19 protein-coding genes are annotated in these 22,310 nt (G+C 68.1%); 7 read left to right on the plus strand and 12 right to left on the minus strand.

Annotated features, from left to right (window positions below; translation table 11 throughout):
- Positions 1-172 precede the first annotated feature (172 nt).
- Positions 173-1,639 carry a methyl-accepting chemotaxis protein gene (locus tag K9D25_RS18370; RefSeq protein ID WP_244377127.1) on the minus strand — a complete coding sequence of 489 codons (1,467 nt, stop codon included), beginning with the start codon at positions 1,637-1,639 and terminating at the stop codon, positions 173-175.
- Positions 1,640-1,869: 230 nt separating this feature from the next.
- Between K9D25_RS18370 and htpG the strand changes: the two genes are divergently transcribed.
- A complete protein-coding gene (htpG, locus tag K9D25_RS18375; protein ID WP_244377129.1) occupies positions 1,870-3,762 on the plus strand; it encodes a molecular chaperone HtpG in 1,893 nt (630 codons plus the stop codon).
- Between the two features lie 61 nt (positions 3,763-3,823).
- Positions 3,824-5,101 carry a DUF763 domain-containing protein gene (locus K9D25_RS18380; RefSeq protein ID WP_244377131.1) on the plus strand — a complete coding sequence of 426 codons (1,278 nt, stop codon included), beginning with the start codon at positions 3,824-3,826 and terminating at the stop codon, positions 5,099-5,101.
- Positions 5,102-5,133: 32 nt separating this feature from the next.
- On the opposite strand, the gene K9D25_RS18385 is transcribed toward K9D25_RS18380, so the two are convergent.
- Positions 5,134-8,772, minus strand: a complete 3,639-nt coding sequence (locus K9D25_RS18385) for an autotransporter domain-containing protein (protein ID WP_279613753.1) — start codon at positions 8,770-8,772, stop codon at positions 5,134-5,136.
- A 491-nt stretch (positions 8,773-9,263) separates the two neighbouring features.
- Here K9D25_RS18385 and K9D25_RS18390 point away from each other — a divergent pair, with 491 nt between their 5' ends.
- Genes K9D25_RS18390 through K9D25_RS18410 form a run of 5 tightly spaced genes read left to right on the plus strand, consistent with a single transcriptional unit; the run spans position 9,264 to position 12,514 of the window.
- Entirely contained in the window at positions 9,264-9,713 is a 450-nt protein-coding gene (locus K9D25_RS18390) for a DUF3429 domain-containing protein (protein ID WP_244377135.1), read from the plus strand.
- The gene (locus tag K9D25_RS18395; protein ID WP_244377137.1) at positions 9,710-10,093 is read left to right on the plus strand and encodes a thiol-disulfide oxidoreductase DCC family protein; all 384 of its coding nucleotides are present in this window, start codon (positions 9,710-9,712) and stop codon (positions 10,091-10,093) included. The genes K9D25_RS18390 and K9D25_RS18395 overlap by 4 nt, the downstream gene beginning before the upstream one ends.
- Positions 10,090-10,773, plus strand: coding sequence for an SDR family NAD(P)-dependent oxidoreductase (locus K9D25_RS18400; protein ID WP_244377139.1), 684 nt, complete (start codon positions 10,090-10,092; stop codon positions 10,771-10,773). Before K9D25_RS18395 ends, K9D25_RS18400 begins: the two co-directional genes overlap by 4 nt.
- A gap of 47 nt (positions 10,774-10,820) precedes the next feature.
- The gene (locus K9D25_RS18405; protein WP_244377141.1) at positions 10,821-10,991 is read left to right on the plus strand and encodes a DUF2256 domain-containing protein; all 171 of its coding nucleotides are present in this window, start codon (positions 10,821-10,823) and stop codon (positions 10,989-10,991) included.
- The gene (locus tag K9D25_RS18410; RefSeq protein WP_244377143.1) at positions 10,988-12,514 is read left to right on the plus strand and encodes a cryptochrome/photolyase family protein; all 1,527 of its coding nucleotides are present in this window, start codon (positions 10,988-10,990) and stop codon (positions 12,512-12,514) included. The genes K9D25_RS18405 and K9D25_RS18410 overlap by 4 nt, the downstream gene beginning before the upstream one ends.
- A 106-nt stretch (positions 12,515-12,620) precedes the next feature.
- Here K9D25_RS18410 and speB read toward each other — a convergent pair whose 3' ends face one another.
- From speB to K9D25_RS18460, 10 genes are all read right to left on the minus strand, one after another.
- Positions 12,621-13,652, minus strand: a complete 1,032-nt coding sequence (speB, locus tag K9D25_RS18415) for an agmatinase (RefSeq protein ID WP_244377145.1) — start codon at positions 13,650-13,652, stop codon at positions 12,621-12,623.
- A gap of 16 nt (positions 13,653-13,668) precedes the next feature.
- On the minus strand, positions 13,669-15,258 hold the full coding sequence (ggt, locus tag K9D25_RS18420; RefSeq protein ID WP_244377147.1) for a gamma-glutamyltransferase: 1,590 nt from the start codon (positions 15,256-15,258) through the stop codon (positions 13,669-13,671).
- Positions 15,259-15,272: 14 nt separating this feature from the next.
- A complete protein-coding gene (locus K9D25_RS18425) occupies positions 15,273-16,652 on the minus strand; it encodes an aspartate aminotransferase family protein (protein ID WP_244377149.1) in 1,380 nt (459 codons plus the stop codon).
- A gap of 43 nt (positions 16,653-16,695) precedes the next feature.
- Positions 16,696-17,538, minus strand: a complete 843-nt coding sequence (locus K9D25_RS18430) for an ABC transporter ATP-binding protein (protein WP_244377151.1) — start codon at positions 17,536-17,538, stop codon at positions 16,696-16,698.
- Positions 17,535-18,266 carry an ABC transporter permease gene (locus K9D25_RS18435; RefSeq protein WP_279613818.1) on the minus strand — a complete coding sequence of 244 codons (732 nt, stop codon included), beginning with the start codon at positions 18,264-18,266 and terminating at the stop codon, positions 17,535-17,537. Before K9D25_RS18435 ends, K9D25_RS18430 begins: the two co-directional genes overlap by 4 nt.
- Entirely contained in the window at positions 18,263-18,982 is a 720-nt protein-coding gene (locus tag K9D25_RS18440) for an ABC transporter permease (RefSeq protein WP_244377155.1), read from the minus strand. Before K9D25_RS18440 ends, K9D25_RS18435 begins: the two co-directional genes overlap by 4 nt.
- A gap of 54 nt (positions 18,983-19,036) precedes the next feature.
- On the minus strand, positions 19,037-19,882 hold the full coding sequence (locus K9D25_RS18445; RefSeq protein ID WP_244377157.1) for a transporter substrate-binding domain-containing protein: 846 nt from the start codon (positions 19,880-19,882) through the stop codon (positions 19,037-19,039).
- Between the two features lie 50 nt (positions 19,883-19,932).
- Entirely contained in the window at positions 19,933-20,604 is a 672-nt protein-coding gene (locus K9D25_RS18450) for a GntR family transcriptional regulator (RefSeq protein WP_244377159.1), read from the minus strand.
- Between the two features lie 181 nt (positions 20,605-20,785).
- Positions 20,786-21,484 carry a GntR family transcriptional regulator gene (locus tag K9D25_RS18455; RefSeq protein ID WP_244377161.1) on the minus strand — a complete coding sequence of 233 codons (699 nt, stop codon included), beginning with the start codon at positions 21,482-21,484 and terminating at the stop codon, positions 20,786-20,788.
- Positions 21,485-21,574: 90 nt separating this feature from the next.
- A complete protein-coding gene (locus K9D25_RS18460) occupies positions 21,575-22,306 on the minus strand; it encodes an aspartate/glutamate racemase family protein (RefSeq protein ID WP_244377163.1) in 732 nt (243 codons plus the stop codon).
- Between the last annotated feature and the right edge of the window lie 4 nt (positions 22,307-22,310).

Consider the following 22,310-nt stretch of genomic DNA (forward strand, 5'->3'; position numbering starts at 1 on the left):
CGGCGTCGCAAGGTCTCCTGCCCTGTCACTCCGGCGTCCTGAGAGGCCGCGCCGACGCCCGCCTCATTGCCCACCTTCGGCCAGGCCCGGCGGCGCGTATCGGCACAGCATCACGCACCCGACTTCCGCGGCCGGAATGGTGCTGCCCTCACACCTTGGCGGATGTGGGGGATCACGCGGCTTCGATCTGCGCTTCCCGCACCTTGCGGTTTGCCGCCTCGATCTGCTGGGTCGAATTGGAGATCGACTGCAGCCGGCTGGCCACCTCGCGCACGCCGCTGGCGGCGCCGTGCATGCTGCGCGAAATCTCGCCGGTGACGGCGGCCTGCTCGGTCACGGCGCCGGCGCTGCTCGCGGACACGTCGTTGATGGTGGAGATGGTGCTTGCGATTCGTGTGATCGCCGCAACAGCGCTGAGCGTGGAGTCGCGGACGGCCGAAATCTGCGCCGAAATCTCTCCGGTTGCGTGCGAGGTCTGCGCGGCGAGGGTCTTCACCTCCGTGGCGACCACGGCGAACCCACGGCCGGATTCGCCAGCCCGCGCGGCCTCAATGGTCGCGTTGAGGGCGAGCAGATTGGTCTGGCCGGCGATCTGGTTGATGAGTTCGACCACGGTGCCGATCTTCTGCGCCGCCGCCGTCAGCCCTGCGATCACGGCGCTGGTGCGCTCCGCCTCGGTGGAGGCCTCCCGAGCGATGGTGACCGAGCGCGACGCCTGCTGGGTGATCTCGCCGATCGAACTCGCCATCTCCTCCACCGCCGCCGCGATGCTCTCGACGCTGCTCGATGCCTGCGTCGAGGCCGCGAAGGCCCCGACGGCCTGCTGGCTGGTTACCGCCAGCGCGTCAGCGATCTCCTTGATCTCGGCCCCGATCTGGCGGCGCCGGTTGCGGCGGTTGCGGTCTTCGACCTCGCGCGTGACGTCGGTGGCGAATTTGACGATCTTGTACACCCTGCCCTTCGGGTCGAAGACAGGGTTATACGACGCCATGATCCACACATCTCGGCCGCTTTTCGCCAGCCGATGGAACTCGCCGGCGACGTATCTGCCCTGACGCAGATCGTCCCAGAACTGCCGGTACGCGGAGGATTCCCGCTCCTCCGGCCGAACGAACAGGCTGTGATGGCGCCCTTGGATTTCTGTGAAACCATAGCCCATCACCGCCAGGAAATTCTCATTGGCGGCGAGGACATTGCCGTTGAGATCGAACTCGATGACCGCCTGCACGCGGTTCACCGCATTGGCCATGCTCTGGAGCTCGGCCTCGGCCTTCTTCTTCTCGGTGATGTCGGTGGCGACCTTCATGATGAAGGCAACACCGCCGGATCTGTCCAGAACCGGGTTGTAGGCCGCCTGGATCCAGACCTCCCGTCCGTCCTTGGTCACCCGCACGAACTGACGCGCCTGGGCCTCTCCCGCGCGCAGCGACCGCCAGAAGTCCTGATAGACGTCGCTCTCTTGCTCGTCAGGAAGGACGAACATCCGATGGTGCTTGCCGATGATCTCGGCTTTGCGATAGCCCATGAGAGCGAGAAAATTGGCATTGGCGTCGCGGATAATGCCGTTCGTATCGAATTCAATGAGAGCCTGCGTCCGACCGATGGCGTCGAGCATGCGTTTGCTGGCCGCAGCGAGCATTGCATGGTCCGTTTATTGAACTTGCGATCCTTTGCTCCCACCGATACGTGCTTATACGAACATCATCCATTACAACTGCTTCCATTTTGGAGCTTTCGTTGCGGAGGTTCCGCCATCGCCCAGCCGCGAGCCACATCGTGAAGCAGTGTTGCCGGAGTGCCCGCACGTCTTGATCTCTGGCGCCGGTCTTGCCATCTCAGGCGCCTCGTTCATCCATGTGACGGTTCGCCATGACCACCGAGACCTTTGAGAGCCGCCCTTTCGAGGCCGATGTTTCCCGTCTGCTGCACATGATGGTGCACTCGGTCTATTCCGACCGCGACGTGTTCGTGCGGGAGCTGATCTCCAACGCCGCCGATGCCTGCGAGAAGCTGCGCTACGAGGCGATCACCCAACCGGAGCTGCTCGGCGCCGATCCCGCCCTCGCCATCACCCTCTCGGCCGATCCGGAGGCCGGCATTCTCACCATCGCCGATAACGGCATCGGCATGAGCCGCGACGAGCTGATCGAGGCGCTCGGCACCATCGCCCGCTCCGGCACGCGCAGCTTCATGGATCGCATCGCCGAGGCCGAAGGCCAGGGGGACGCCAAGGAAGGCACCCAGCTGATCGGCCAGTTCGGCGTCGGCTTCTATTCCGCCTTCATGGTCGCGGCGAAGGTGGACGTGGTCAGCCGCCGCGCCGGCAGCGCGGAAGCCTGGCTATGGTCCTCCGACGGCAAGGGCGCCTTCACCGTCGCCCCCGTTGCGCTGGACGAGGCCCCGGCGCGTGGCACGACGGTGACGCTCCATCTCACCGATGACGCCAAGACCTATGCCGAGCGCTGGACGCTGGAGCGCATCGTCAAGGAGCAGTCCGGCCATGTGCCGGTACCGATCCGCTTTATCGAGAAGCCCGGCGCGGAGGCGGCCGCGCTTTCCGACGGCGCGGCGCTGTGGACGCGCCCCCGTTCCGAGATTTCGGCGCAGGACTACACCGATTTCTACCGCAGCGTCGCCGGCCAGTATGACGAGCCCGCGCTGACTGTGCATTTCCGTGCCGAGGGCCGGCACGAATATACGGCGCTGGTGTTCGTGCCCGGCGCGCGACCCTTCGACCTGTTCGACGCCGACCGCAAGGGCCGCATCAAGCTCTATGTGAAGCGGGTCTTCATCACCGACGATGCCGAGCTGCTGCCGCGCTATCTGCGCTTCGTGCGCGGCGTGGTCGACAGCGCCGACCTGCCGCTCAACGTCTCGCGCGAGATGATCCAGGACAGCCCGCTGCTGGGCGCCATCAAGAAGGGCGTGACCAACCGGGTGATCTCGGAACTCGCCAAGCTCGCCGACACCGATGCCGAGGCGTTCGGCAAGGTGTGGGAGAATTTCGGCGCGGTGATCAAGGAGGGACTCTATGAGGACTTCGAGCGTCGCGAGCAGCTGCTGAACCTCGCCCGTTTCAAGACCACCGCCTCCGGCGAGGGCACGCGCAGCCTGAAGGAGTATGCCGCCGGTCTGAAGGAGAACCAGACCGCGATCTATTACATCGCCGGCGACGATGCGGCGCGCATCGCCCACACGCCGCATCTGGAAGGCTTTCGCGCGCGCGGCATCGAGGTGCTGCTGCTGGCCGATGCCGTCGATGCGTTCTGGGTGGCGAACGGGCTCGACTATGATGGCAAGCCGTTCAAGTCGATCACGCAGGGCGCCGCCGATCTCGGGCTGATTCCTCTCCTCGATACCGAGGCCCCGCCGGCCGACACGGCAAGCGAGGAGGTGACGGCCCTCATCGCCGCGCTGAAGGCGGAGCTGGGCGAGGAGGTCGCCGATGTGCGTCCCTCCGACCGCCTCACCGACAGCGCCGTGTGCCTCGTCGCCTCGGAGAGCGGTCCCGACCGGCAATTTGAGCGCTTCCTTGCCGCCTCCGGGCGCCTCGGCAGCGCGGCCAAGCCGATCCTGGAAATCAACCCGCGCCATCCCATGATCGTCAGCCTTGCCGGCAGCACGGACGCCGCCACGCGGACGGATGCCGCGCATCTGCTGCTCGACACCGCGCGTGTGCTCGATGGCGAACGGCCGGGCGATGCCGCCGCCTTCTCGGAAAGGCTGTTCCGGCTGATGGCGCGCGGCCTCGGCACCGTCTAACGGGCTTCCCTGCCCCTGGTCGTCGCTTCCGGTTAGGCTGGGACATCGAATCGAGAGAGCCATGTCCCGCCGCACCGGAAGCGCCGACCTTCCCCTTCACGCCGGCCGGGTTCCGCCCTGGCTGGCGGAGCGGATGACCGTTCTCGGCGCGGTCATCAGCGAGGCGATCGTCCATCACTATGGCCGCGACGAGCTGCTGCGCCGGCTCGCACACCCGTTCTGGTTCCAGTCCTTCGGTGCCGTCATGGGCATGGACTGGCACTCCTCCGGCATCACCACCAGCGTCATCGGCGCGCTCAAGCGCGGCCTGCAGCCGCTCGCCGGCGAGCTCGGCATCCATGTCTGTGGCGGGCGCGGCCGGCATTCGCGCAAGACGCCGCAGGAGCTGATGGTCGTCGGCGAACGCACCGGCTGCGACGGCGAGGCGCTGGGAAAAGCGAGCCGCCTCGTCGCCAAAATCGACAGCGCCGCCGTGCAGGACGGCTTCGACCTCTATCTGCACGGGTTCATCGTCACCGATGACGGGCATTGGGTGGTGGTGCAGCAGGGGATGAACGACGCGTCCCGGCAGGCGCGGCGCTATCACTGGCTCTCGGAGGGGCTGCAAAGTTTTCTCGACGACCCGCATGCCGCCGTCGACGGCCCGCCGCAGGGCGAGATCGTCAACCTCGCCGATGCCCGCGCCGCACGCTCGCGCAGCGGCCAGCTCGACCTGCTGGAAAGCCTCGGACCTGACGGCATCGCCCGCGCCTTTGCCGGTCTCGATGGCGGGACGGCGCCGCCTGCGCCCGCCAGCCCCCAGCTGGAGCTACCGCACCTTGTGCTTCCGACCCATCACGAGGTGCGCGCCAAGGACGTGGTGCTGCCACGCCTGCAGGCGGCGCTCGTGGCGGCGGCGGATCGCGGGCCCGAGGATTTCACCGATTTGCTGCTGGTGCCCGGCGTCGGTGCCCGCACCGTGGAAGCGCTCGCCCTGGTGGCGGAAGTGGTGCACGGCGCGCCGTGCCGCTTCTCCGATCCCGCGCGCTTTTCCTATGCCCATGGCGGCAAGGACCGGCATCCCTTTCCGGTGCCGCTGAAGGTCTATGACCACACCATCGCGGTGATGAAGGCGGCGGTGCGCAAGGCCAAGCTCGGCCAATCGGAGGAGCTTGCCGCGATCCGCCGGCTGGACGAGCAGGCGCGCCAGATCGAGCGCGTCGCCGGTGGGCGCGACTGGGACGCCATCGTCGCGGACGAACTGCGGTCATCGCCGCGCTATGGCGGGCGCAGCGTGTTCGGCGCGGAGGACGAACTCCGCGCCGAGGCTGTGGTAAGCCAGGGCGCGGCCACGCGCTGACGTTCTTCCGGCCGCGCCTGGCGCCTCCCGCCTCAGAACTTCAGCGAGAACTGGGCGGTGAAGGCGTTTTGCGAGGCGTCGCCGGCGAGTTGGCCGGCATAGGTGGCGCCGATCTGCGCGGTGGGCGAGAGCGCGTAGCTCAGCCCCGCCTCCACCAGCAGCGCATCCTCCGCCACCGGCACGCCGGACACGCTGAACGGCGTCAGCCCGCCGGCGAACTGCATGGTCGAATTCGGCGTCACATCGCCGAAGGCATGCTGCCAGCCCAGCGTCGCATAGGGGGTCAGCGTGCGCCCGCCGACCTCCACCGTCGTGGCAAGCCGAACGCCGAGCGTCGAGTAGAACGTGCTCATGTCGTCGGTCGAGACGGACAGCGCCGCCGCCCCGCCCTGCTCACCCAGCGAGGCGCCCGAGACATTGACATAGGCGAGGCCGAGGAAGGGCTCGAAGGCGATGGCGCCCACTTCCACATCATAGCCGATCTCGCCGAAGACCTGCGCCGTGCCCGTGGTGTCGTTGCCCTTGAGCGATTCCGCGAAGCCCGGGAACACCACGCTGCGCGACATAGAGAGGTCATGCCAGGTGTAGGCGGCGCCGCCGCGCAGCGCCACGGCGCCGAACTGCGCCCCGGCATAGAGGCCGAGATCGTAATTACTCGCCGAGCCGGAGGAGGACCGCCCGTCGACATCGAAGGTCGAGCGGCTATAGCCGCCGAACAGGCCGGCGCGGGCATTCTCCGCCACCGACACATCCGCGCCCATGAGGAAGCCGCCAATGGTGTTGGAAATGCTGGCGGCGTTGCCATTGCCGTAGGTGTTGCCCCAGCCGCCATAACCCTGCGCCCACAGGGTCGGGGCGTAGCCCTCCGCCAGTTGCGCCTTCACCGGGCCGGGGCCATAGGCGAGCGGGGAGACACCCGGCGCGGTCAGCGCCTGGCGCAGCCGCCCGCTCACCGCGTCGCGGACATAGATCGACTGCTGCTGCAGCACGCTGCTCACCGAGGCATAGGCCTCGCCGGACAGCGCGTCGAAGGCGGCGGGCACGGCGTTTTCCGAGAGCAACAATAACGCGTCATAGACCGCGTTGCCGCCGCCCAGCGCCTGCGCCGCCACGGCGGTGCCGAGCTGGTTCGGCGTGCGGGCATAGTCGGTGAAGCTGGCGCTGTTGGAGGTCAGCGTCAGATAGACATTGTTGGCATCATAGCTCAGCGCGCCGTCCAGGAAGGCGTAGTCCTCCTCGACGCTGGCGAAGGTGCCGGTGACGCCGCCCGTCGCGGTGAGAATGGCGTAGGTCTCGGTGGGCTTGTAGCGCCCCGCTTCGGCGACGAGCTGGACCATGGCGGTCGACTCGATGGTCGCGGCACCGCTGGCGATGATGAGATCATGCGCGCCCGTCGGCGTCACGTCGACGCGGTAGGTGGAGCCAGCCTTCAACTCCACTGTGCCGTTCACCGCGATGGTTCCGGGCGAGTTGCCCGGCGCGACGATGCCGCCATTTTTCACCACGAGATTCGCGACCGTGCCATTGCCGGAAAGCGTGCCCCCGCTGTCAAGGGTCAGGGAGCTGGCGTTGGCGAACTCGTTCGCGATCAGATGCAGTTCGCCGCCCTGCACGAACACGGCGCCGCTGATGACGCCGCTCCCCGCATAGGAATAGGTCCCATAGACAAAGCCGATCGTCGAGCCGGCGGCGGCGGTGATGCTGTTCTGGATCGTGTAGGTGTCGTTGCGCGCAAAGCCCAAATTCCCGCCCGCGTTCACGACAATGTCGCCGGCAACCGACCCGGACGCCGAGTTGAGGCCGATCACCAGCGCGCCATTCACGGTCGTGGTGCCGAGATAGGTGTTGTCACCCGTCAGGATCAGCCCATTGGGCAATGTGCCGGACACCGTGGGCCCGCCGCTGCCACTGATGACGCCGGCAAAGGTCGCCTGGCTGCCCGTGGTCACGGACAGCGTCTGGCTTCCCAGCACCACGCGGGCCTCGCTGTCGGAACTCGACAAATCCTTGATCGTCGTGCCCGACGTGGTGGCGGAGATATCCAGCGTGCCCTTGCCGATCGTCACGCTGCTGGCGGCGCTGAGGTTGCTCGAACCACTCAGCGCCAGCGTGCCGGCGCTGATGGTGAGAGAGCCGGCGTAGCTGCCGTTGTAACCGGTCAAGGTCCAGGTCGAGGTGCCGGTCTTCTCCACAGAGCCGAAACCGCTAGCGAAGCTCCCCAGCGCCGTGCCGTCAATGGTGACATTGTTGGTGCCGCCAAGAATGAGCGTGTCGGTATTGCCGGCATGGGTGATGCCGCCGAGAAGGTAAGCAAGGTCCCCGTCAGCATCGCCGCGCAGTTCGAGCGAATTGGTGCCGGTGCCAAAAGAGATGGCGGCGGCGCGGGTCAGGGAATCACCGCCAAGCCCACCCGTCACCTCGACCTCGCCGTCGAGGATGATCTTGGAATTGGTGGCCGTGATGCCGACACCGCCCGCTCCATTGGTGAAAGGGGTGCTCACGGCTGCACCAGCGCCGCCGGAAACGGTGGCGCCGTTGGCGACGGTGATCGTCGACGTGTCAGCGAAAATACCGGCCCCACCGGCGCCCGATGTGCCACTGCTGGCACTTGACACCGAGCCGCCCACGCCCCCGGTGACATTGGCGTTGATGTTGAGGACGCTGACGCCGGCAGTGCCGGTGGGATTGCCGGCGTAAATGCCGAACCCGCCATCGCCCCCTATCGGAGAGAAGCCGCCGCTGGAGTTACCGGCCGGACCAGCTTTTACCTCACCATTGATATTGACGGTGATACTGCCACTTGCGCCGGAAGTTGCAATGACAAGGCCGCTGCCCCCCGCGCCGCCAAGCGCGCCGTCGGCCCCCGAACCGCCAATGCCGCCATACAGCGTACCATCCAATGTCAGCGTGGTCGCATTCTGCCCGTTGACCACGATCAACCCGGCGCCGCCACTGCCGCCGTCGCCGCCGCCGCCGCGGCCGCCGGCGCCACCAGCGCCGCCGAACGCGGAAGCGGTGCTGGACATCACGATGGTCCCACCATCACTGTCAACTATACCAAGACCTGCGCCGCCCGCGCCGCCATCGCCGCCCGCGGCTGCGCCAGTTCCGCCTGCACTGGCCGTACCACCATAGAATTGACCGCCGAGTGTCGTCTCGCCCGTGCCTTGAACGACTATGGCAGCGCCATAGCCGGCACCTCCACCGCCACCGCCATAGGCAATTCCGTTTCCGCCAGCACCACCGTTACCGCCCATATAGAAGCCCGAGACGAAGCTCGAACCATAGCCGGCAAAGCCATGGGCGCCGCCGCCGCCGCCGCCGCCGGAGACACCTCCGCTCGCGCCCGCCTTGCCTCCGGTGGCATTTGGGACACCGCCAGCTCCGCCTGCTACGGAGGGCGTGCTCGGCACCGACCCGCCATTGCCGCCGGTCGAACCGCTACCCCCGCCGCCACCGGCACCGGCCGGAGTCCCCGTGCCGTCTTGACCGGCTTCGCCTGATCCTGCGATGGCGGACGCACCGCCCTTGGCACCGCCACCACCGGCACCGCCCGTGCCGGGCATAGTGATAGTCTGCGCCTGGGCAGCCTCAGCGATCATCACGGCGGCGGAGGCCAGCAGCAGGCACCGCAGCGAGCGCCGGGTCAGAGTGAGCGAAGCGAGAAACATGAATCCTCTTCGGACAAATGGATTTTGAGGTATCATAATACGAAAGGCGATCTCAGGGCGATGGATCGGCGAGCGTGGCCTTTGCAGGAACATCTCCGCCGGCGCGTAAAGGCGGCGTCCCCCGGAGGGATGAGCCCCGTGTCACGCCTGCCGGAACGGACCGAAGCATGAGTTCCCCAACCGTCGCCACGGCAGTTCGCCAGCGGTATTCACGTATGAATTCATATCCAGGAGTCCGCAGCAACGCGCACCCGGCGATGGAAGATCGTTGCCGATTGTAAGCAGGCATGGCGTGTCATTTCCGCCACGCGCCTGCATCCTGCGGCCGGCAAAGAGCGGCGCGTCTGCGGGCGCGGCAGACAACGGCACGGCGCTTCACCCCGTCCTCACGCGCGGCGGATGCCCGACTTTCCCGCCAGCCGCCGATTCGGCTCCGCACCCTATGGGGTGTCTCGCTGATCCAGCCCCCACCGTCCGGCGTAAAGCCTGCCATGTCCGACGCACGCACCCTGTCCCCCACGCAACGAACCGCCCTCCTCGCGGCCTGGCTGCTGGCCGGGGCCGGCACCCTGCCCTTTCTCGCCGGCGCGGCCGATGTCTTTTTGCGCAACGGGGAATGGCTCGGCGCGGTGCAGATCTATGGCGCCGTCATCGCCTCCTTCGTCTGCGGCATTCACTGGGGCGCGGCGCTGTTCGCCGCCGAGGCGCTGGCGCTGCGGCTGTTCCTCATCGGCAACATCGCCGCTTTGCTCGGCTGGGCGGCGGTGCTGCTGCCGGCCGGGCCGGGCTTCCTGCTGGTCGCGGCCCTCTTCGCCGTTCTCCTGCTGGTCGACCGTCAGCTGTGGCGGGCGGGGCTCTCGCCGTTGTGGTTCTGGCGCCTGCGGGTTGCCATCACCGCCGTGGTGGTCGCCGCCTGTCTGGTCATCGGGGCGGTGGCATGAGCGCGCACGTCACGCCCAGTCCCGCCGTCACCGTCTGGTACGATTCCGCCTGCCCGCTGTGCCGGCGCGAGATCGCCCTGATGCGGCGGCTCGACCGGCGCGGGCGCATCACCTTCATTGATCTCGGCACCGCCACAACCTGCCCCACCGATCGCGCGACGATGCTGGCGCGGCTGCATGCCCGCGAAGACGGGGAAATGCGTTCCGGCGCCGCCGCCTTCGCCGCCATGTGGCGGCAGATTCCGCTGCTGCGGCCGCTCGGCCTCGCGGCGCGGCATCCCTGGGTGCTCGCCGTGCTGGAACGCGCCTATCTCGGCTTCCTGCGGCTTCGCCCAAGGCTGCAAAGCCTCGCCCGGCGGCTGGAAGGCGCGCCCCGGTGAGCCGCGCGGTGGTGATCGGCGCTTCCGGCGGCATCGGTTCGGCGCTGGTGCAGGCGTTGCGGGAACAGGTGGCGTTCGACGCGGTCATCGGCCTGTCGCGCCGTTCCAGCCCTGCGCTCGACCTGTGCGAAGAGGCCTCCATCGCCCAAGCTGCCGCGCAGGTGGCCGCGCTCGGGGCCCCCACGCTCATCATCGACGCCACCGGCCTGCTGTCCGACGCGACACTGCAACCGGAAAAGGCGCTGAAGGCGCTCGACCCGGCGGCGATGGCGCGCGCCTTCGCCATCAACGCCATCGGGCCGGCGCTGCTGATGAAGCACTTCCTGCCGCTGCTGCCGCGCGACGCGCCCGCCGTGTTCGCGACGCTGTCGGCCAAGGTCGGCAGCATCGGCGATAACCGGCTCGGCGGCTGGTACAGCTACCGCGCCTCCAAGGCAGCACTGAACCAGCTGGTGCGCACCGCCGCAATCGAGCTGGCGCGCACCCATCGGCAGGCGGTGTGTGTCGCCCTTCATCCGGGAACGGTGGAGACGCCGCTGTCGCGCCCCTTCGCCAAAGTGGGGCTGCAGCCGCTGACGCCCGAGACGGCGGCGCGGGAGATGCTCGCCGGGTTGGCACGGCTGGGACCGGCCGATAGCGGCGGCTTCTTCGACCGCCACGGCGCGCCCCTTCCCTTCTAAGCCCCCCGGCCCACGCGCGGCGCGGTACCGCAGGAGACGACGACGCCATGGCGCGCATGCGCAAGAAGGCCGATCTGCCCACCAAACTCTGCCGCGCCTGCGGCCGGCCCTTCGCCTGGCGGCGCAAATGGGCGCGCGACTGGGAGCGGGTGCTCTATTGCTCCGACCGCTGCCGCGCCACTGGGGCCACCAGCGGCGCGAAGGAGAGCGCGTCATGAACGGGCATCTGCGCTTCGTGCTTGGCGACCAGCTGACTCGTGAGGTCTCCTCGCTCGCCGATCTCGACCCCGCCCGCGACATCGTGCTGATGGTCGAGGTCGAGGCCGAAGCCCGCTATGTCCCGCATCACAAGCAGAAGATCGCCTTCCTGCTGGCCGCCATGCGCCATTTCGCGCAGGCCCTGCGCGCGGAGGGCATACGGGTCGACTATGTCCGGCTCGATGACGCCGGCAACACACAGAGCTTCACCGGCGAACTCGCCCGCGCGGTCGCGCGCCACGCGCCCGCCTCGGTGATCGTTACCGAGCCCGGCGAATGGCGGGTGCGGGAGATGATGGCGGACTGGGCCGAGACCCTGCCCGTGCCGGTCCACATCCGCGAGGATGACCGCTTCTTCTGCTCGCACGCCGAATTCGCCGCGCTGGGCCGGGCGCGCAAGACCGGGCGGATGGAGTTCTTCTATCGCGAGATGCGTCGGCGCACCGGCCTTCTCATGCGGGGCGACGCTCCGGAAGGCGGCCAGTGGAACTTCGACCCGGAGAACCGCCGGGCGCTGCCGCGCAGCCTCCGCGTGCCGCCGCGCCGACGCTTTGCCCCGGACGCACTCACGCGCGAGGTGATCGACCTCGTCGCCGCGCGTTTCGGCGGGCATTTCGGCGATCTCGAACCTTTCGGCTGGGCGGTGACGCGGGCGGATGCGCTGCGGGCGCTCGACCATTTCATCGAGGACACCCTGCCCGGCTTCGGCGACTATCAGGATGCGATGAAGGCAGGGGAAGACTTCCTGTTCCACAGCCTGATCTCGCCCTATCTCAATTGCGGCCTGCTCACCGCCCGCGAGGTCTGTGCCCGCGCGGAGGAGGCTTTTCGCAGCGGCGCGGCACCGATCAACGCGGTGGAAGGCTTCATCCGCCAGATTCTCGGCTGGCGCGAATTCGTGCGCGGCCTCTATTGGGCGGAGATGCCGGCCTATGCCGGCAGCAACCATCTGGGCGCCACCCGCGATCTGCCGGTGATGTACTGGACCGGGGAGACACCGATGCGCTGCATGGCCGAATGCATCGGCGCCACCCGCCGCCATGCCTATGCCCACCATATCCAGCGGCTGATGGTGACCGGCAATTTCGCGCTGCTCGCCGGGGTGGCGCCGGCGCAGATCGAGGAATGGTATCTCGCCGTCTATGCCGATGCCTTTGAGTGGGTGGAATTGCCCAATGTCCATGGCATGGTGATGCATGCCGATGGCGGGCGGCTGGGCTCCAAGCCCTACGCTGCCTCCGGTGCCTATATCGACCGCATGTCGGATTACTGCAAAGGCTGCGCCTTCGACCCGAAGATCAAGCGCGGGCCGGGCGCCTGCCCGTTCAACTATCTCTACTGGAATTTCCTCATTGAAAACGAGACGGTGCTCTCGGCTAATCCGCGCCTTGCCATGCCCTACCGCACGCTCGCCCGCATGCCGGCGGCGCAGCGCACCGAGATCGTCGCCGATGCCACAGCCTTTCTCGCCGGGCTGCCGTGAACCGGCGCGGCGGTGCCTGCGGCGTCAGTCGTCGAGGTGCAGATAGGTGGCGTCGAAAACGGCGACGGCGCCGAGCTGAACGTCGAGCCCGGCGGCATGCGCGGCCTCACACCCGCGCCGCGGCCGTCAGGCACAAGATCTCGAATAGAACCTGTGCGGCGATCTGCGCGGTGTTGCTGGTGGGGTCATATTGCGGCGCCACCTCCACGACATCGCCGCCCACCACCTGAACGCCGGACAGGCCGCGCAGAATGCCCAGCGCCTGCGCCGAGGTCAGCCCGCCGACCTCCGGCGTGCCGGTGCCGGGCGCGAAGGCGGGGTCCAGCGCGTCCACGTCGAAGCTGATATAGGTCGGGCCGTCGCCCACCACCTCGCGCGCCTTGGCGATCACCGCCCTTATGCCGAGATCGTCCACCTCCTCGGCATGGATGACGGTCATCCCCGAAGCGAAAGAGAACTCCCACAGATATTCGGAATTGCCGCGAATGCCGATCTGGATGGTGCGGCGGGGGTCGAGAACCCCGTCCAGCACCGCCTGCCGGAACGGCCCACCATGGTGGAACTTGCAGCCCTCGAACGAGCCGCCCGTGTCGCAATGGGCGTCGATATGGATCATGCCCACCGGCCGTTCCCGCCCGACAGCGCGCAGCAGCGGCAGGCCGATGGAATGATCGCCGCCGACCGACAGCGGCACCACCCCCGCCGCGACGAGATGCGCGACGAAGCGCTCAATATCCTCGTGGCAGGTCGCGAGATCGAAGCGGCTGCGGAACGGCACGTCGCCGATATCGGCCACGCGCAGCCGCGCCGTCGGCACCGCTTTGAGCACATGCTCATAGGGCCCGACGCGCTCGACATTGCGCACCGCGCGCGGGCCGAGCCGCGCGCCGGATCGGTTGGTGACGCCGAGATCCATCGGGATGCCGAGCAGCGCCACGTCGAGCTCGGCCAGATTCGCCAGCGCCTCCGGCCGATACGGCGCCTTCAGCAGCGTGGGCACGCCGCAATAGGGCGCCGGCCGCTTGTCGCCGTCCTTGAACACGCCCTCCGCCACGGCGCGGAAGGCAGGGTCGAAGATGTCGGCGCCCGAGGCGGAGGCGTAACGTGCGCGCAGCGCGTCGAGATCGAGAATGGTCATGGTCCGGTCCCTCCCCTCAGATGCCGAGCGCGCAGCCGTCCTTGCGCGGGTCGGAGGCGCCGGCCAGCGTGCCATTCGCGCGGTCGATGCGGATCGCCTGCGCCCCGCCGACCGGGCGTCCCGACGGCACGAGGCTGAAGCCGCGCCGGCGCAGTTCGGCGAGGGTCTCGGCGGCGAAGCTGTCTTCGACCTCGATGTCGTTGGTGCCGGGGATGGGGAACAGGCGCGGCAGATCGATGGCTGCCTGCAGGTCGAGCCCGAAATCCAGCACCTTGCTGAGGAAATGCGCGTGGCCCATCGCCTGGTAATGGCCGCCCATCACGCCGAAGGGCATGAACGGCTTGCCGTCCTTCAGCACCATACCGGGGATGATGGTGTGCATCGGCCGCTTGCGCGGGGCCAGCTCATTGGGGTGCCCGGCTTCCAGCACGAAGCTCTGGCCGCGATTGTGCAGCAGCACACCCGAGCGCGGCGCCAGCAGGCCGGCGCCATAGGGGTGGAAGATCGAGTTGATGAAGCTGGCGCAGTTCCGGTCCTTGTCGACCACGCAGATATATACCGTGTCGCGGTGCTCGCCGCCGGGGAAGGCGGGCATGTCGGTGAGCGCGCGGTCGAGCCGGATCAGCCCGGCAAGCTCGTCCGCCAGCGCGTCGGAGAGCAGATAGGCCACCGGCACGCCGGCCTGCGCCGGGTCGGCGAGGAAGCGGTCGCGGGCGGCATAGGCAAGGCGCGTCGCCTCGATCTCCACATGCAGCCGGTCCGCCGCCAGCGGGTCGCCCTCGGCGGGGAAGCGGGAGAGGATGTTGAGAATCATCAGCGCGATGATGCCCTGCCCGTTGGGCGGGCACTCATACACGTCATGGCCACGGAAACGCGCATGGATCGGCTCAACATATTCGCCCGCCGCCGTGGCGAAGTCGTCCAGCGTGTGCAGCCCGCCGAGGCCGTTGAGATAGGCGACGATATCCGCCGCCACCGCACCCTTGTAGAAACCGTCCCGCCCCTCGCGGGCGAGGGTCTCCAGCGTGTCGGCGAGTTCCGGCTGGCGGTGGACCTCGCCGGCGACCGGCGCGCGGCCCTCGGGGAGGAACACCCGCGCGGCATTGGCGTCACCCGCCAGCAGCGCGGCCTCGCGCCCCCAGTCATAGCTCACGCGCGGCGCCACGGCGTAGCCATGCCGGGCGAGGTGGATGGCGGGGGCCATCAGCTCGGCGAAAGGCAGCCGCCCATGGTCGGCATGCAGCCGGGTCCAGGCATCCACTGCCCCGGGCACGGTGACGGCGTGCGGCGACTGGCGGGGAATCTGGGTCAGCCCCTTGTCGCGCAGAAAGGCGGCGGTGAGCGCAGCAGGCGCCCGGCCCGAGCCATTATAGGCGTGGACCTTGCCGTCCTCGCCAGCGAGCAGGGCGAAGCAGTCGCCGCCAATGCCGGTCGAGCCGGGCTCGACCACACATTGCACGGCGCAGGCGGCGATAGCCGCGTCCAGCGCGTTGCCGCCGGCCTTGAGGATATCGGTCGCCGCCAGCGTCGCCGCGGGATGGGAGGTCGCCGCCATGGCCTCGCGGGCATAGACGGTGGAGCGGCCGGGCTTCTGGAAATCACGCATGGTCCTCGTCTCCCTCACGCCATCAGGCCGGCGTTGCGCGCCCAGTCGCGCGTGTCGTCCAGCGCCCGCTCGATGCGCTGCATCAATTCGTCAATCTCGGCCTCGCTGATGATCAGCGGCGGGCAGAGGCTGAGCGTATCGTTCATGCCGCGGGTGATGACGCCATGGTTCTGGGCGAAGCGCGCCGCCTGGCTGGCGACGAGCAGGCTGGGGTCGAAGGCGGTCTTCTTGTCCGGCGAGAGTTCCAGCCCCGCCACCAGCCCGACGCCGCGCGCCTCGCTGACCAGCGGATGGTTGCCGAGCCGCGCCACATGCGCCTGGAAGCGCGGCGCAACCGCGCGCACATGGTCGAGAATGTTGTCGTCCTCGTAGATGCGCAACGCCTCCAGCGCCACGGCGGCCGCGACCGGGTGGCCGGAATAGGTGTAGCCGTGGCCGAACGTGCCGATCTTCTCGCTTTCCGCGACGATGGCGGCGTAAATCTTCTCGCTGATCATCAGCGCCGAGATCGGCAGGTAGGAGGCGGAAAGCTGCTTGGCCAGCGTGATCATGTCGGGCTTGAGACCATAGGTCTCGGTGCCGAACATGTTGCCGGTGCGGGCGAAACCGCAGATCACCTCATCGGCCACCAGCAGCACGTCATATTTCTTCAGCACCGCCTGGATCTTCTCGAAATAGGTCTTCGGCGGCACCACCACGCCGCCCGACACCATCACCGGCTCGGCGAAGAAGGCGGCGACCGTCTCCGGCCCCTCGCGCAGGATCAGCGCTTCGAGCTCGTCCGCGCAGCGCGTGGCGAAGGCCTCCTCGCTCTCGCCCGGCTCGGCATGGCGGCGGTAATGCGGGCATAGGGTGTGCAGGATGCCCGGCAGGGGCAGGTCGAAATCGCGATGCGCATAGGGCAGCCCGGTGAGGCTGCCGGACGCAACGGTAACGCCGTGATAGCCGCGCAGCCGCGAAATGATCTTCTTCTTCTGCGGCCGGCCGAGCGCGTTGTTGTAGTACCAGATCAGCTTGACGGCGGTGTCGTTGGCCTCCGAGCCGGAATTGGCGAAGAACACCTTGGACATCGGCACCGGCGCCATGGCGATCAGCCGCTCGGCGAGCGCTATGCCCGGCTCCGTCGCCTTGTGGCCGAACGCATGGTAGAACGGCATCGTCTTCATCTGGCGGTAGGCCGCCTCGGCCAGCCGGTGCTCGCTGAAGCCGAGCGCGGCGCTGAACAGCCCGGCCAGTCCCTCGATATAACGCTGCCCGCTGGCGTCGGTGACATAGACGCCCTCCCCGCCGGTCAGCACCAGCGGCCCCTCGGTCTGGTGCTTGGCGGCGTTGGTGTAGGGGTGGAGGTGATAGGCGATATCACGCGCTTCGAGCGAATTCGGACGAATGGTCACGGCAACCTCTTGGGTCGGGGCACGGGCCGGCGGAGCGCCGGTCTTAACGCTGGGCGGAAATGAACTGACGGAAGCGCTCGGAGCGCGGGGCGGCGAAGACCTCGGCCGGCGCGCCGTCTTCCTCCACCGCGCCCTGATGCAGGAACAGCACGCGGGAAGACACATCGCGCGCAAAGCCCATTTCATGGGTGACGACGAGCATGGTGCGGCCCTCGTCGGCCAGCGCCCGCATCACCCGCAGAACCTCGCCCACCAGTTCGGGATCTAGCGCCGAGGTCGGCTCGTCGAACAGCAGCACCTGCGGGTTCATCGCCAGCGCCCGCGCGATCGCCGCGCGCTGCTGCTGCCCGCCGGAGAGATGGGCGGGGTAATAATGCCGGCGCTCGGCGATGCCGACCTTGGCGAGCAGCGCTTCCGCCTCGGCGATGCAGTCGGCGCGCGGACGCCCCAGCACATGGACGGGCGCCTCGATGATGTTCTCCAGCACCGTCATGTGCGACCAGAGATTGAAGTTCTGGAACACCATGCCGACCGAGCGCCGCAGCCGCTCCACCCGGCGGGGGTCGATCTTCGCCGGCCGGCCGCTCGCGTCGCGCCCGAAGCGCAGCGTCTCCCCGGCAGCGCTGAGCGTGCCGGCATCGGGTGTTTCCAGCAGGTTGAGGCAGCGCAGCAGGGTCGACTTGCCGGAACCGGACGAGCCGAGGATCGACACCACGTCGCCCTCGCGCGCCGTCAGCGAAATGCCCTTGAGCACTTCCAGGCTGCCGAAGCTCTTGTGCAGATCATGGACGGCGATGGCGTCCGGCCGGGCGGACGCGACGGCGGCGCCCGGCGTGGAGGATTGCGGGGCGGAGGATTGCGGGGCGGAGGATTGCGGGGCGGTCATGCCGCTTCTCCCTTCAGCGTCGCGGAACGCGCGGCCGGCGGCGGGCGCAGATGCGGCGACAGGCGGTGTTCGAGCCACGCCAGGGCGCGGGTGATGGCGAAGTTGAGGATGAGGTAGATCGCTCCGGCGCAGATGAAGACCTCGATGGCGCGGTAGGTCTGCGAGATGATCTGATGGGCGATGCCGGTGACTTCCAGCAGCGTGACGATGGAGGCGAGCGAGGTGCCCTTCACCATCAGAATGATCTCATTGCCATAGGCCGGCAGAGCCTGCCGGAAGGCGAGCGGCAGCACGATGCGCCGGTAGAGCAGCCCGCGCGACATGCCGCAGGCCAGCGCCGCCTCGATCTGCCCGGCCGGCACGGATTGCAGTCCGCCGCGCAGGATTTCCGCGCCATAGGCCGCGGTGTTGAGGGTGAGCGCGAGGATCACGCACCAATAGGGCTCGCGAAACAGCCACCACACACCCATCGCCTGCAGCGAGGGCCGGAACTGGCCGAGGCCGTAATAGATGAGGAAAATCTGCACCAGCAGCGGCGTGCCGCGAAACAGCGCGACATAGCCGCGTAGCGGCAGCACGACGAGGGGCGAAGCGTTGTGCAGCGCAATGGCCAGCACTACCGCGAGAACGAAGCCGATGGACAGCGAGATGCCGGCGAGTTGCAGGGTCAGCGGCACACCGCCGAGCAGCCGGAGGAACACTTCCTGAAAGAAGGCGATGTCCATCAGGCCCTCCTCACGCCACGCAGGCTGCGCTTTTCGGCGCGGCGGATGAGGGCGCCGCTGATGAAGGTGATGACGAGATAGAGCACGGCGGCGGCGATGTAGAACACGAAGGGCTGGCGGGTGGAGCCGGCGCCGATCTGCGACTGGCGCATCAGTTCCACCAGCCCGATCACCGAGAGCAGCGCGGAATCCTTCAGGATCAGCTGCCAGACATTGCCGAGCCCCGGAATGGCGTAGCGCAGCAGCTGCGGCAGGATGATCCGGCGCAGCATCAGCGGCCCGGGCATGGCGAGCGCGCGCGCGGCCTCGATCTGCCCGGCGGGAATGGCGAGGAAGGCGCCGCGATAGACCTCGGCCTGATAGGCGCCGGAGATGATGGCGAGCGCCAGCACGCCGGTGGCGAAGGTGGGAAGGCCGACAAAGCCCTGCGCGCCGAAGAAATGCCCGACCGCCGTCAGCAGCGAACTGCCGCCGAAATACAGCAGGTAGATCGTCAACAGGTCCGGCACGCCGCGAAACAGCGTGCAATAGGCATCGGCGGTGCCGCGCGCGAGCCGGCCGCCCTTGAGGCGGGCAAAGGCGGCAAGGCCGCCGAACAGCGCACCGAGCACGACTCCGGAGGCCGAGAGCAGCACGGTCATGCCGGCGGCGGTCAGCAGCGCGGGTCCCCAGCCCTTTTCACTGAAGCCGAGCAGGGAGACGAAAGCGGGCAGGTCCATCGGGTGCTCCGAAAGCCGGACGGCCCCCGCCTCAGCGGCGGGGGCCGCGCCTCGTCACTGGGGAGGGGTGACGTCGGACTTCAGCCACTGCTCCGACAGCCGCTTGATGGTGCCGTCGGCGATCGCCTCGCCGATGGCGGTGTTGAACTGGTCGCGCAGCGCGGTGTCGGTCTTGCGGAAGCCCGCGCCGGTGCCACGGCCGAACACGCCGCCGAGGAAGCCGGGCCCGGCGATCTCGAATTCAGCATATTCCGGCTTGGCGAGGGTCGCGGCCAGCGAGGTCTGCTGGGCGAACAGGCCGTCGACGCGCCCGGCCGCGAGGTCGAGGTCGTGCTGCTCGGTAGTCTTGTACTCGCGGATGTCGACCACGCCGTCGAAATACTTCTTCAGGAACTGCTGGTTGGTGGTGGCGGCCTGCACGCCGATGGTCTGGCCCTTCACCAGCGGCTTGATCTTGTCGATGCTGGCCTGCGCCTCGCCTTCCTTGTTCAGGTCGAACTTGCCGCCGAGGCCGGCCTTGGCCAGCGCGCTGGTCTTGGCGACGGCGAAGCTGGAGGGATCGATGGCGTAGGGGCGGGAGAAGTCGATCACTTCGAGGCGTTTGTCGGTGATGAACATGGACGCCATGATCACGTCGAACTTGCCCACCGTCAGCGCGGGGATCAGCCCGTCCCAGTCCTGGATGACGATAGTGCACTCGATCTTCATCCGCGCGCACAGATCCTTGGCGAGATCGACCTCGAAGCCCGCCGCCTTGCCGTCGGGACCGGTGAAGTTCCACGGCGCATAGGCGCCTTCCGTGGCGATGGTGATCGCCTTGGGCGCGGTCTGCGCCTGCGCGCCGGTGACCGCCGCGAGGCTGAGCGCGGAAGCGGCCAGCCATTTGAAGATGTGTCGCATGATCTTCCCTCTGTCAGGTTTTGCGATGTGCTGGAAAGGATCGCCCCGTTTCAGCCGCCCCCGCGCGTTTCGAGCGCGAAGCCGGTCAGGGTCGGGGCTGTTGTCAGAATGTGTTCGCTCATCAGCGCCTCGGCGGCGGCGGCATCGCCGGCGCGCAGGCTGTCGATGATGGCCTGATGCTCCTCGCGCGCGGTCAGCGGCTTGGCGGCGTGATGAAACCAGATGCGCAGATAGGGCTCGATGGTCACATGCAGCGAGGCGATCTGGCGCAGCAGCTTCGGCCGGTTGGCGAAGGAGCAGATATATTCGTGAAACTCGCGGTGGCGGGCGACCCAGTCCTGCCCGCCATCGCCGGAGCGCTCCATGCGATCGAGCAGCCGGTCGAGTTCGGCGAAGGCGTCGGCATCGAGACGCGGCACGGCGAGGCGCACCGCCAGCCCTTCCAGCACCGAGCGCATCTCGAAGACCTCGAAGATCTCCTCCACCGTCAGCCCGGCGACGACGCAGCCGCGATTGGGGCGGATCAGCACCAGCCCCTCCGTCGCCAGCCGGCGGAAGGCCTCGCGCACCGGCATGCGGCTCATGCCGATCTCGGTGGCGATCTCCTCGGGAATCAGCCGCTCACCCGCCTTGAAGCGGGCGGTGCGAATGCCGGCGAGGATGAAGCGATAGGCTTCGCCTTCAGCGGTGCTTGTCGTCGCCATGGAGGAAAAGCCGGTCATTCCGCGCTCGATTGGATGAGTGTATCCACTTATCCAGTGTTGATCGGACCGCGCGGGTTCGTCAACGGGTCAGCCGGCACGAGTACCGATTTTATGTGGGAGAAGGCCGCTCGCGGCGAGCACAGGCCGGAAGTAGCAGGCAGACGCGCCGCGCGCCGGCACCAGCCTTGCCAGGCGGACGCTACTTCAGCAGGTCCTGCAGGCTGGTCGGCGGGCTGTCCTTGCGCGCCAGGTCGAGCCCCAGCAGCAGCTCGGTGATATGCTCGCGCATGATCGCCGCCGCCTTGAGCGGCTCGCCCTCCGCGATCGCGTCCACCAGTTCCCGGTGCGCCTCGCATTTGCAGGTGGTTTCGCGCTGCGTCCAGTATAGCGCAATGATCAGCGAGGAATGCGAGACGAGGTCGCGCACGAACCCGGTATAGATCGAATGGCCGGCGATCTCGGCGATCTCGACATGGAAATGCGCGGAGAGCGCGATGGCCTCGGCGGCATTGGCGTCGGTCGCCAGCGCCTCGCGTTCGCGGGCGAGATGCGCCCGCAAATGGGCGATGTCGGCGGGCGTCGCCGTCCGCGCCGCCAGCGCGGCGAGCTGCGGCTCGATCAGCCCGCGCGCTTCGAACACCTCCCGCGCCTCCTTGGTGGAGGGGCTGGCGACGAAGGCGCCGCGATTGGGCTCCAGCCGCACCAGCCGGTCATGCGAGAGCGCCTGCAGGGCGGCGCGCACCACGGTGCGGCTCACCGCATAGATCGCGGCGAGCGCGTCTTCCGGCAGTTTGGTGCCCGGGGCGAGCTTGCGCCCGATAATAGCCTCGCGCAGCGCGGCATAGACGCCTTGCCAGCGGGCGGCGGGCTTTTCAGTTTCGGGAACGGTCACAAGCATCTTCTTCGCTCTTGCCGTTCCGGCGTTGGCACGTAACGTGAATCCCGGTCCCCCGATCAGCCGTAATATCGAGTGCCGCCCGTCACGTCGTCAAGCGCCGGGGGCCAGATGGGAAAAAATCCCCGTATAGCTCTTAGGGCGCGGCGGCGCGTAGCCGCCGACCTTGGAGGTGCGCAGCCCGAGCTGCACCAGCGCCTCGGCGAGCTTCACCGCGCAGACGACACCGTCGAGCACCGGCACGCCGACCTCTTGCGAGAGGCGCTCGGCGAGGTCCGCCATGCCGGCGCAGCCGAGCACGATGGCCTCGGCCCGGTCCTCGGCCAGCGAACGGCAGATTTCCTCCAAGATGCGCGCGGAGGCGTTCGAGCCCGGCTCCTCAAGCTCCAGCACCGCCACTTCGGACGAGCGCACCCGGGCGCAGCGTTCCATCAGCCCGTAGCGCTTCAGATTATGCTCGATGGCCGGCACCGAGCGCGCCAGCGTCGTCACCACGCCGAAACGGCCGGCCACAAGGCTCGCCATGTGGAACGCCGCCTCGCCGATGCCGATCACCGGCGCCGAGGTGGCACAGCGGGCGGCGTCGAGCCCGGTATCGTCGAAGCAGGCGACGATGTACGCGTCCATATCCGGCTGCTTGCGGATCTCGCCGATCAGGCCGGGGATCGAGAACACCTCGTCATAATAGCCCTCGATGCTCACCGGCCCGTCCGGCGGGTTGACGGCGAGCACCTGCGTGCCCGGCGCGGCGGCGCCCTGCGCGGCGGCGCCGATCTTCGCGGTCATCGACGCGGTGGTGTTGGGATTGACGACAAGAATACGCATCGAT

The organism is Ancylobacter polymorphus (genome assembly GCF_022836935.1).
GTDB lineage: Bacteria > Pseudomonadota > Alphaproteobacteria > Rhizobiales > Xanthobacteraceae > Ancylobacter > Ancylobacter polymorphus_A.

What these genes read in the sequence shown, in the direction of transcription:
- K9D25_RS18370 (WP_244377127.1), bottom strand. Translation starts at nt 1,639, where the DNA reads ATGCTCGCTGCGGCCAGCAAACGCATGCTCGACGCCATCGGTCGGACG.
- htpG (WP_244377129.1), top strand. Translation starts at nt 1,870, where the DNA reads ATGACCACCGAGACCTTTGAGAGCCGCCCTTTCGAGGCCGATGTTTCC.
- K9D25_RS18380 (WP_244377131.1), top strand. Translation starts at nt 3,824, where the DNA reads ATGTCCCGCCGCACCGGAAGCGCCGACCTTCCCCTTCACGCCGGCCGG.
- K9D25_RS18385 (WP_279613753.1), bottom strand. Translation starts at nt 8,772, where the DNA reads ATGTTTCTCGCTTCGCTCACTCTGACCCGGCGCTCGCTGCGGTGCCTG.
- K9D25_RS18390 (WP_244377135.1), top strand. Translation starts at nt 9,264, where the DNA reads ATGTCCGACGCACGCACCCTGTCCCCCACGCAACGAACCGCCCTCCTC.
- K9D25_RS18395 (WP_244377137.1), top strand. Translation starts at nt 9,710, where the DNA reads ATGAGCGCGCACGTCACGCCCAGTCCCGCCGTCACCGTCTGGTACGAT.
- K9D25_RS18405 (WP_244377141.1), top strand. Translation starts at nt 10,821, where the DNA reads ATGGCGCGCATGCGCAAGAAGGCCGATCTGCCCACCAAACTCTGCCGC.
- K9D25_RS18410 (WP_244377143.1), top strand. Translation starts at nt 10,988, where the DNA reads ATGAACGGGCATCTGCGCTTCGTGCTTGGCGACCAGCTGACTCGTGAG.
- speB (WP_244377145.1), bottom strand. Translation starts at nt 13,652, where the DNA reads ATGACCATTCTCGATCTCGACGCGCTGCGCGCACGTTACGCCTCCGCC.
- ggt (WP_244377147.1), bottom strand. Translation starts at nt 15,258, where the DNA reads ATGCGTGATTTCCAGAAGCCCGGCCGCTCCACCGTCTATGCCCGCGAG.
- K9D25_RS18430 (WP_244377151.1), bottom strand. Translation starts at nt 17,538, where the DNA reads ATGACCGCCCCGCAATCCTCCGCCCCGCAATCCTCCGCCCCGCAATCC.
- K9D25_RS18440 (WP_244377155.1), bottom strand. Translation starts at nt 18,982, where the DNA reads ATGGACCTGCCCGCTTTCGTCTCCCTGCTCGGCTTCAGTGAAAAGGGC.
- K9D25_RS18445 (WP_244377157.1), bottom strand. Translation starts at nt 19,882, where the DNA reads ATGCGACACATCTTCAAATGGCTGGCCGCTTCCGCGCTCAGCCTCGCG.
- K9D25_RS18450 (WP_244377159.1), bottom strand. Translation starts at nt 20,604, where the DNA reads ATGACCGGCTTTTCCTCCATGGCGACGACAAGCACCGCTGAAGGCGAA.
- K9D25_RS18455 (WP_244377161.1), bottom strand. Translation starts at nt 21,484, where the DNA reads ATGCTTGTGACCGTTCCCGAAACTGAAAAGCCCGCCGCCCGCTGGCAA.
- K9D25_RS18460 (WP_244377163.1), bottom strand. Translation starts at nt 22,306, where the DNA reads ATGCGTATTCTTGTCGTCAATCCCAACACCACCGCGTCGATGACCGCG.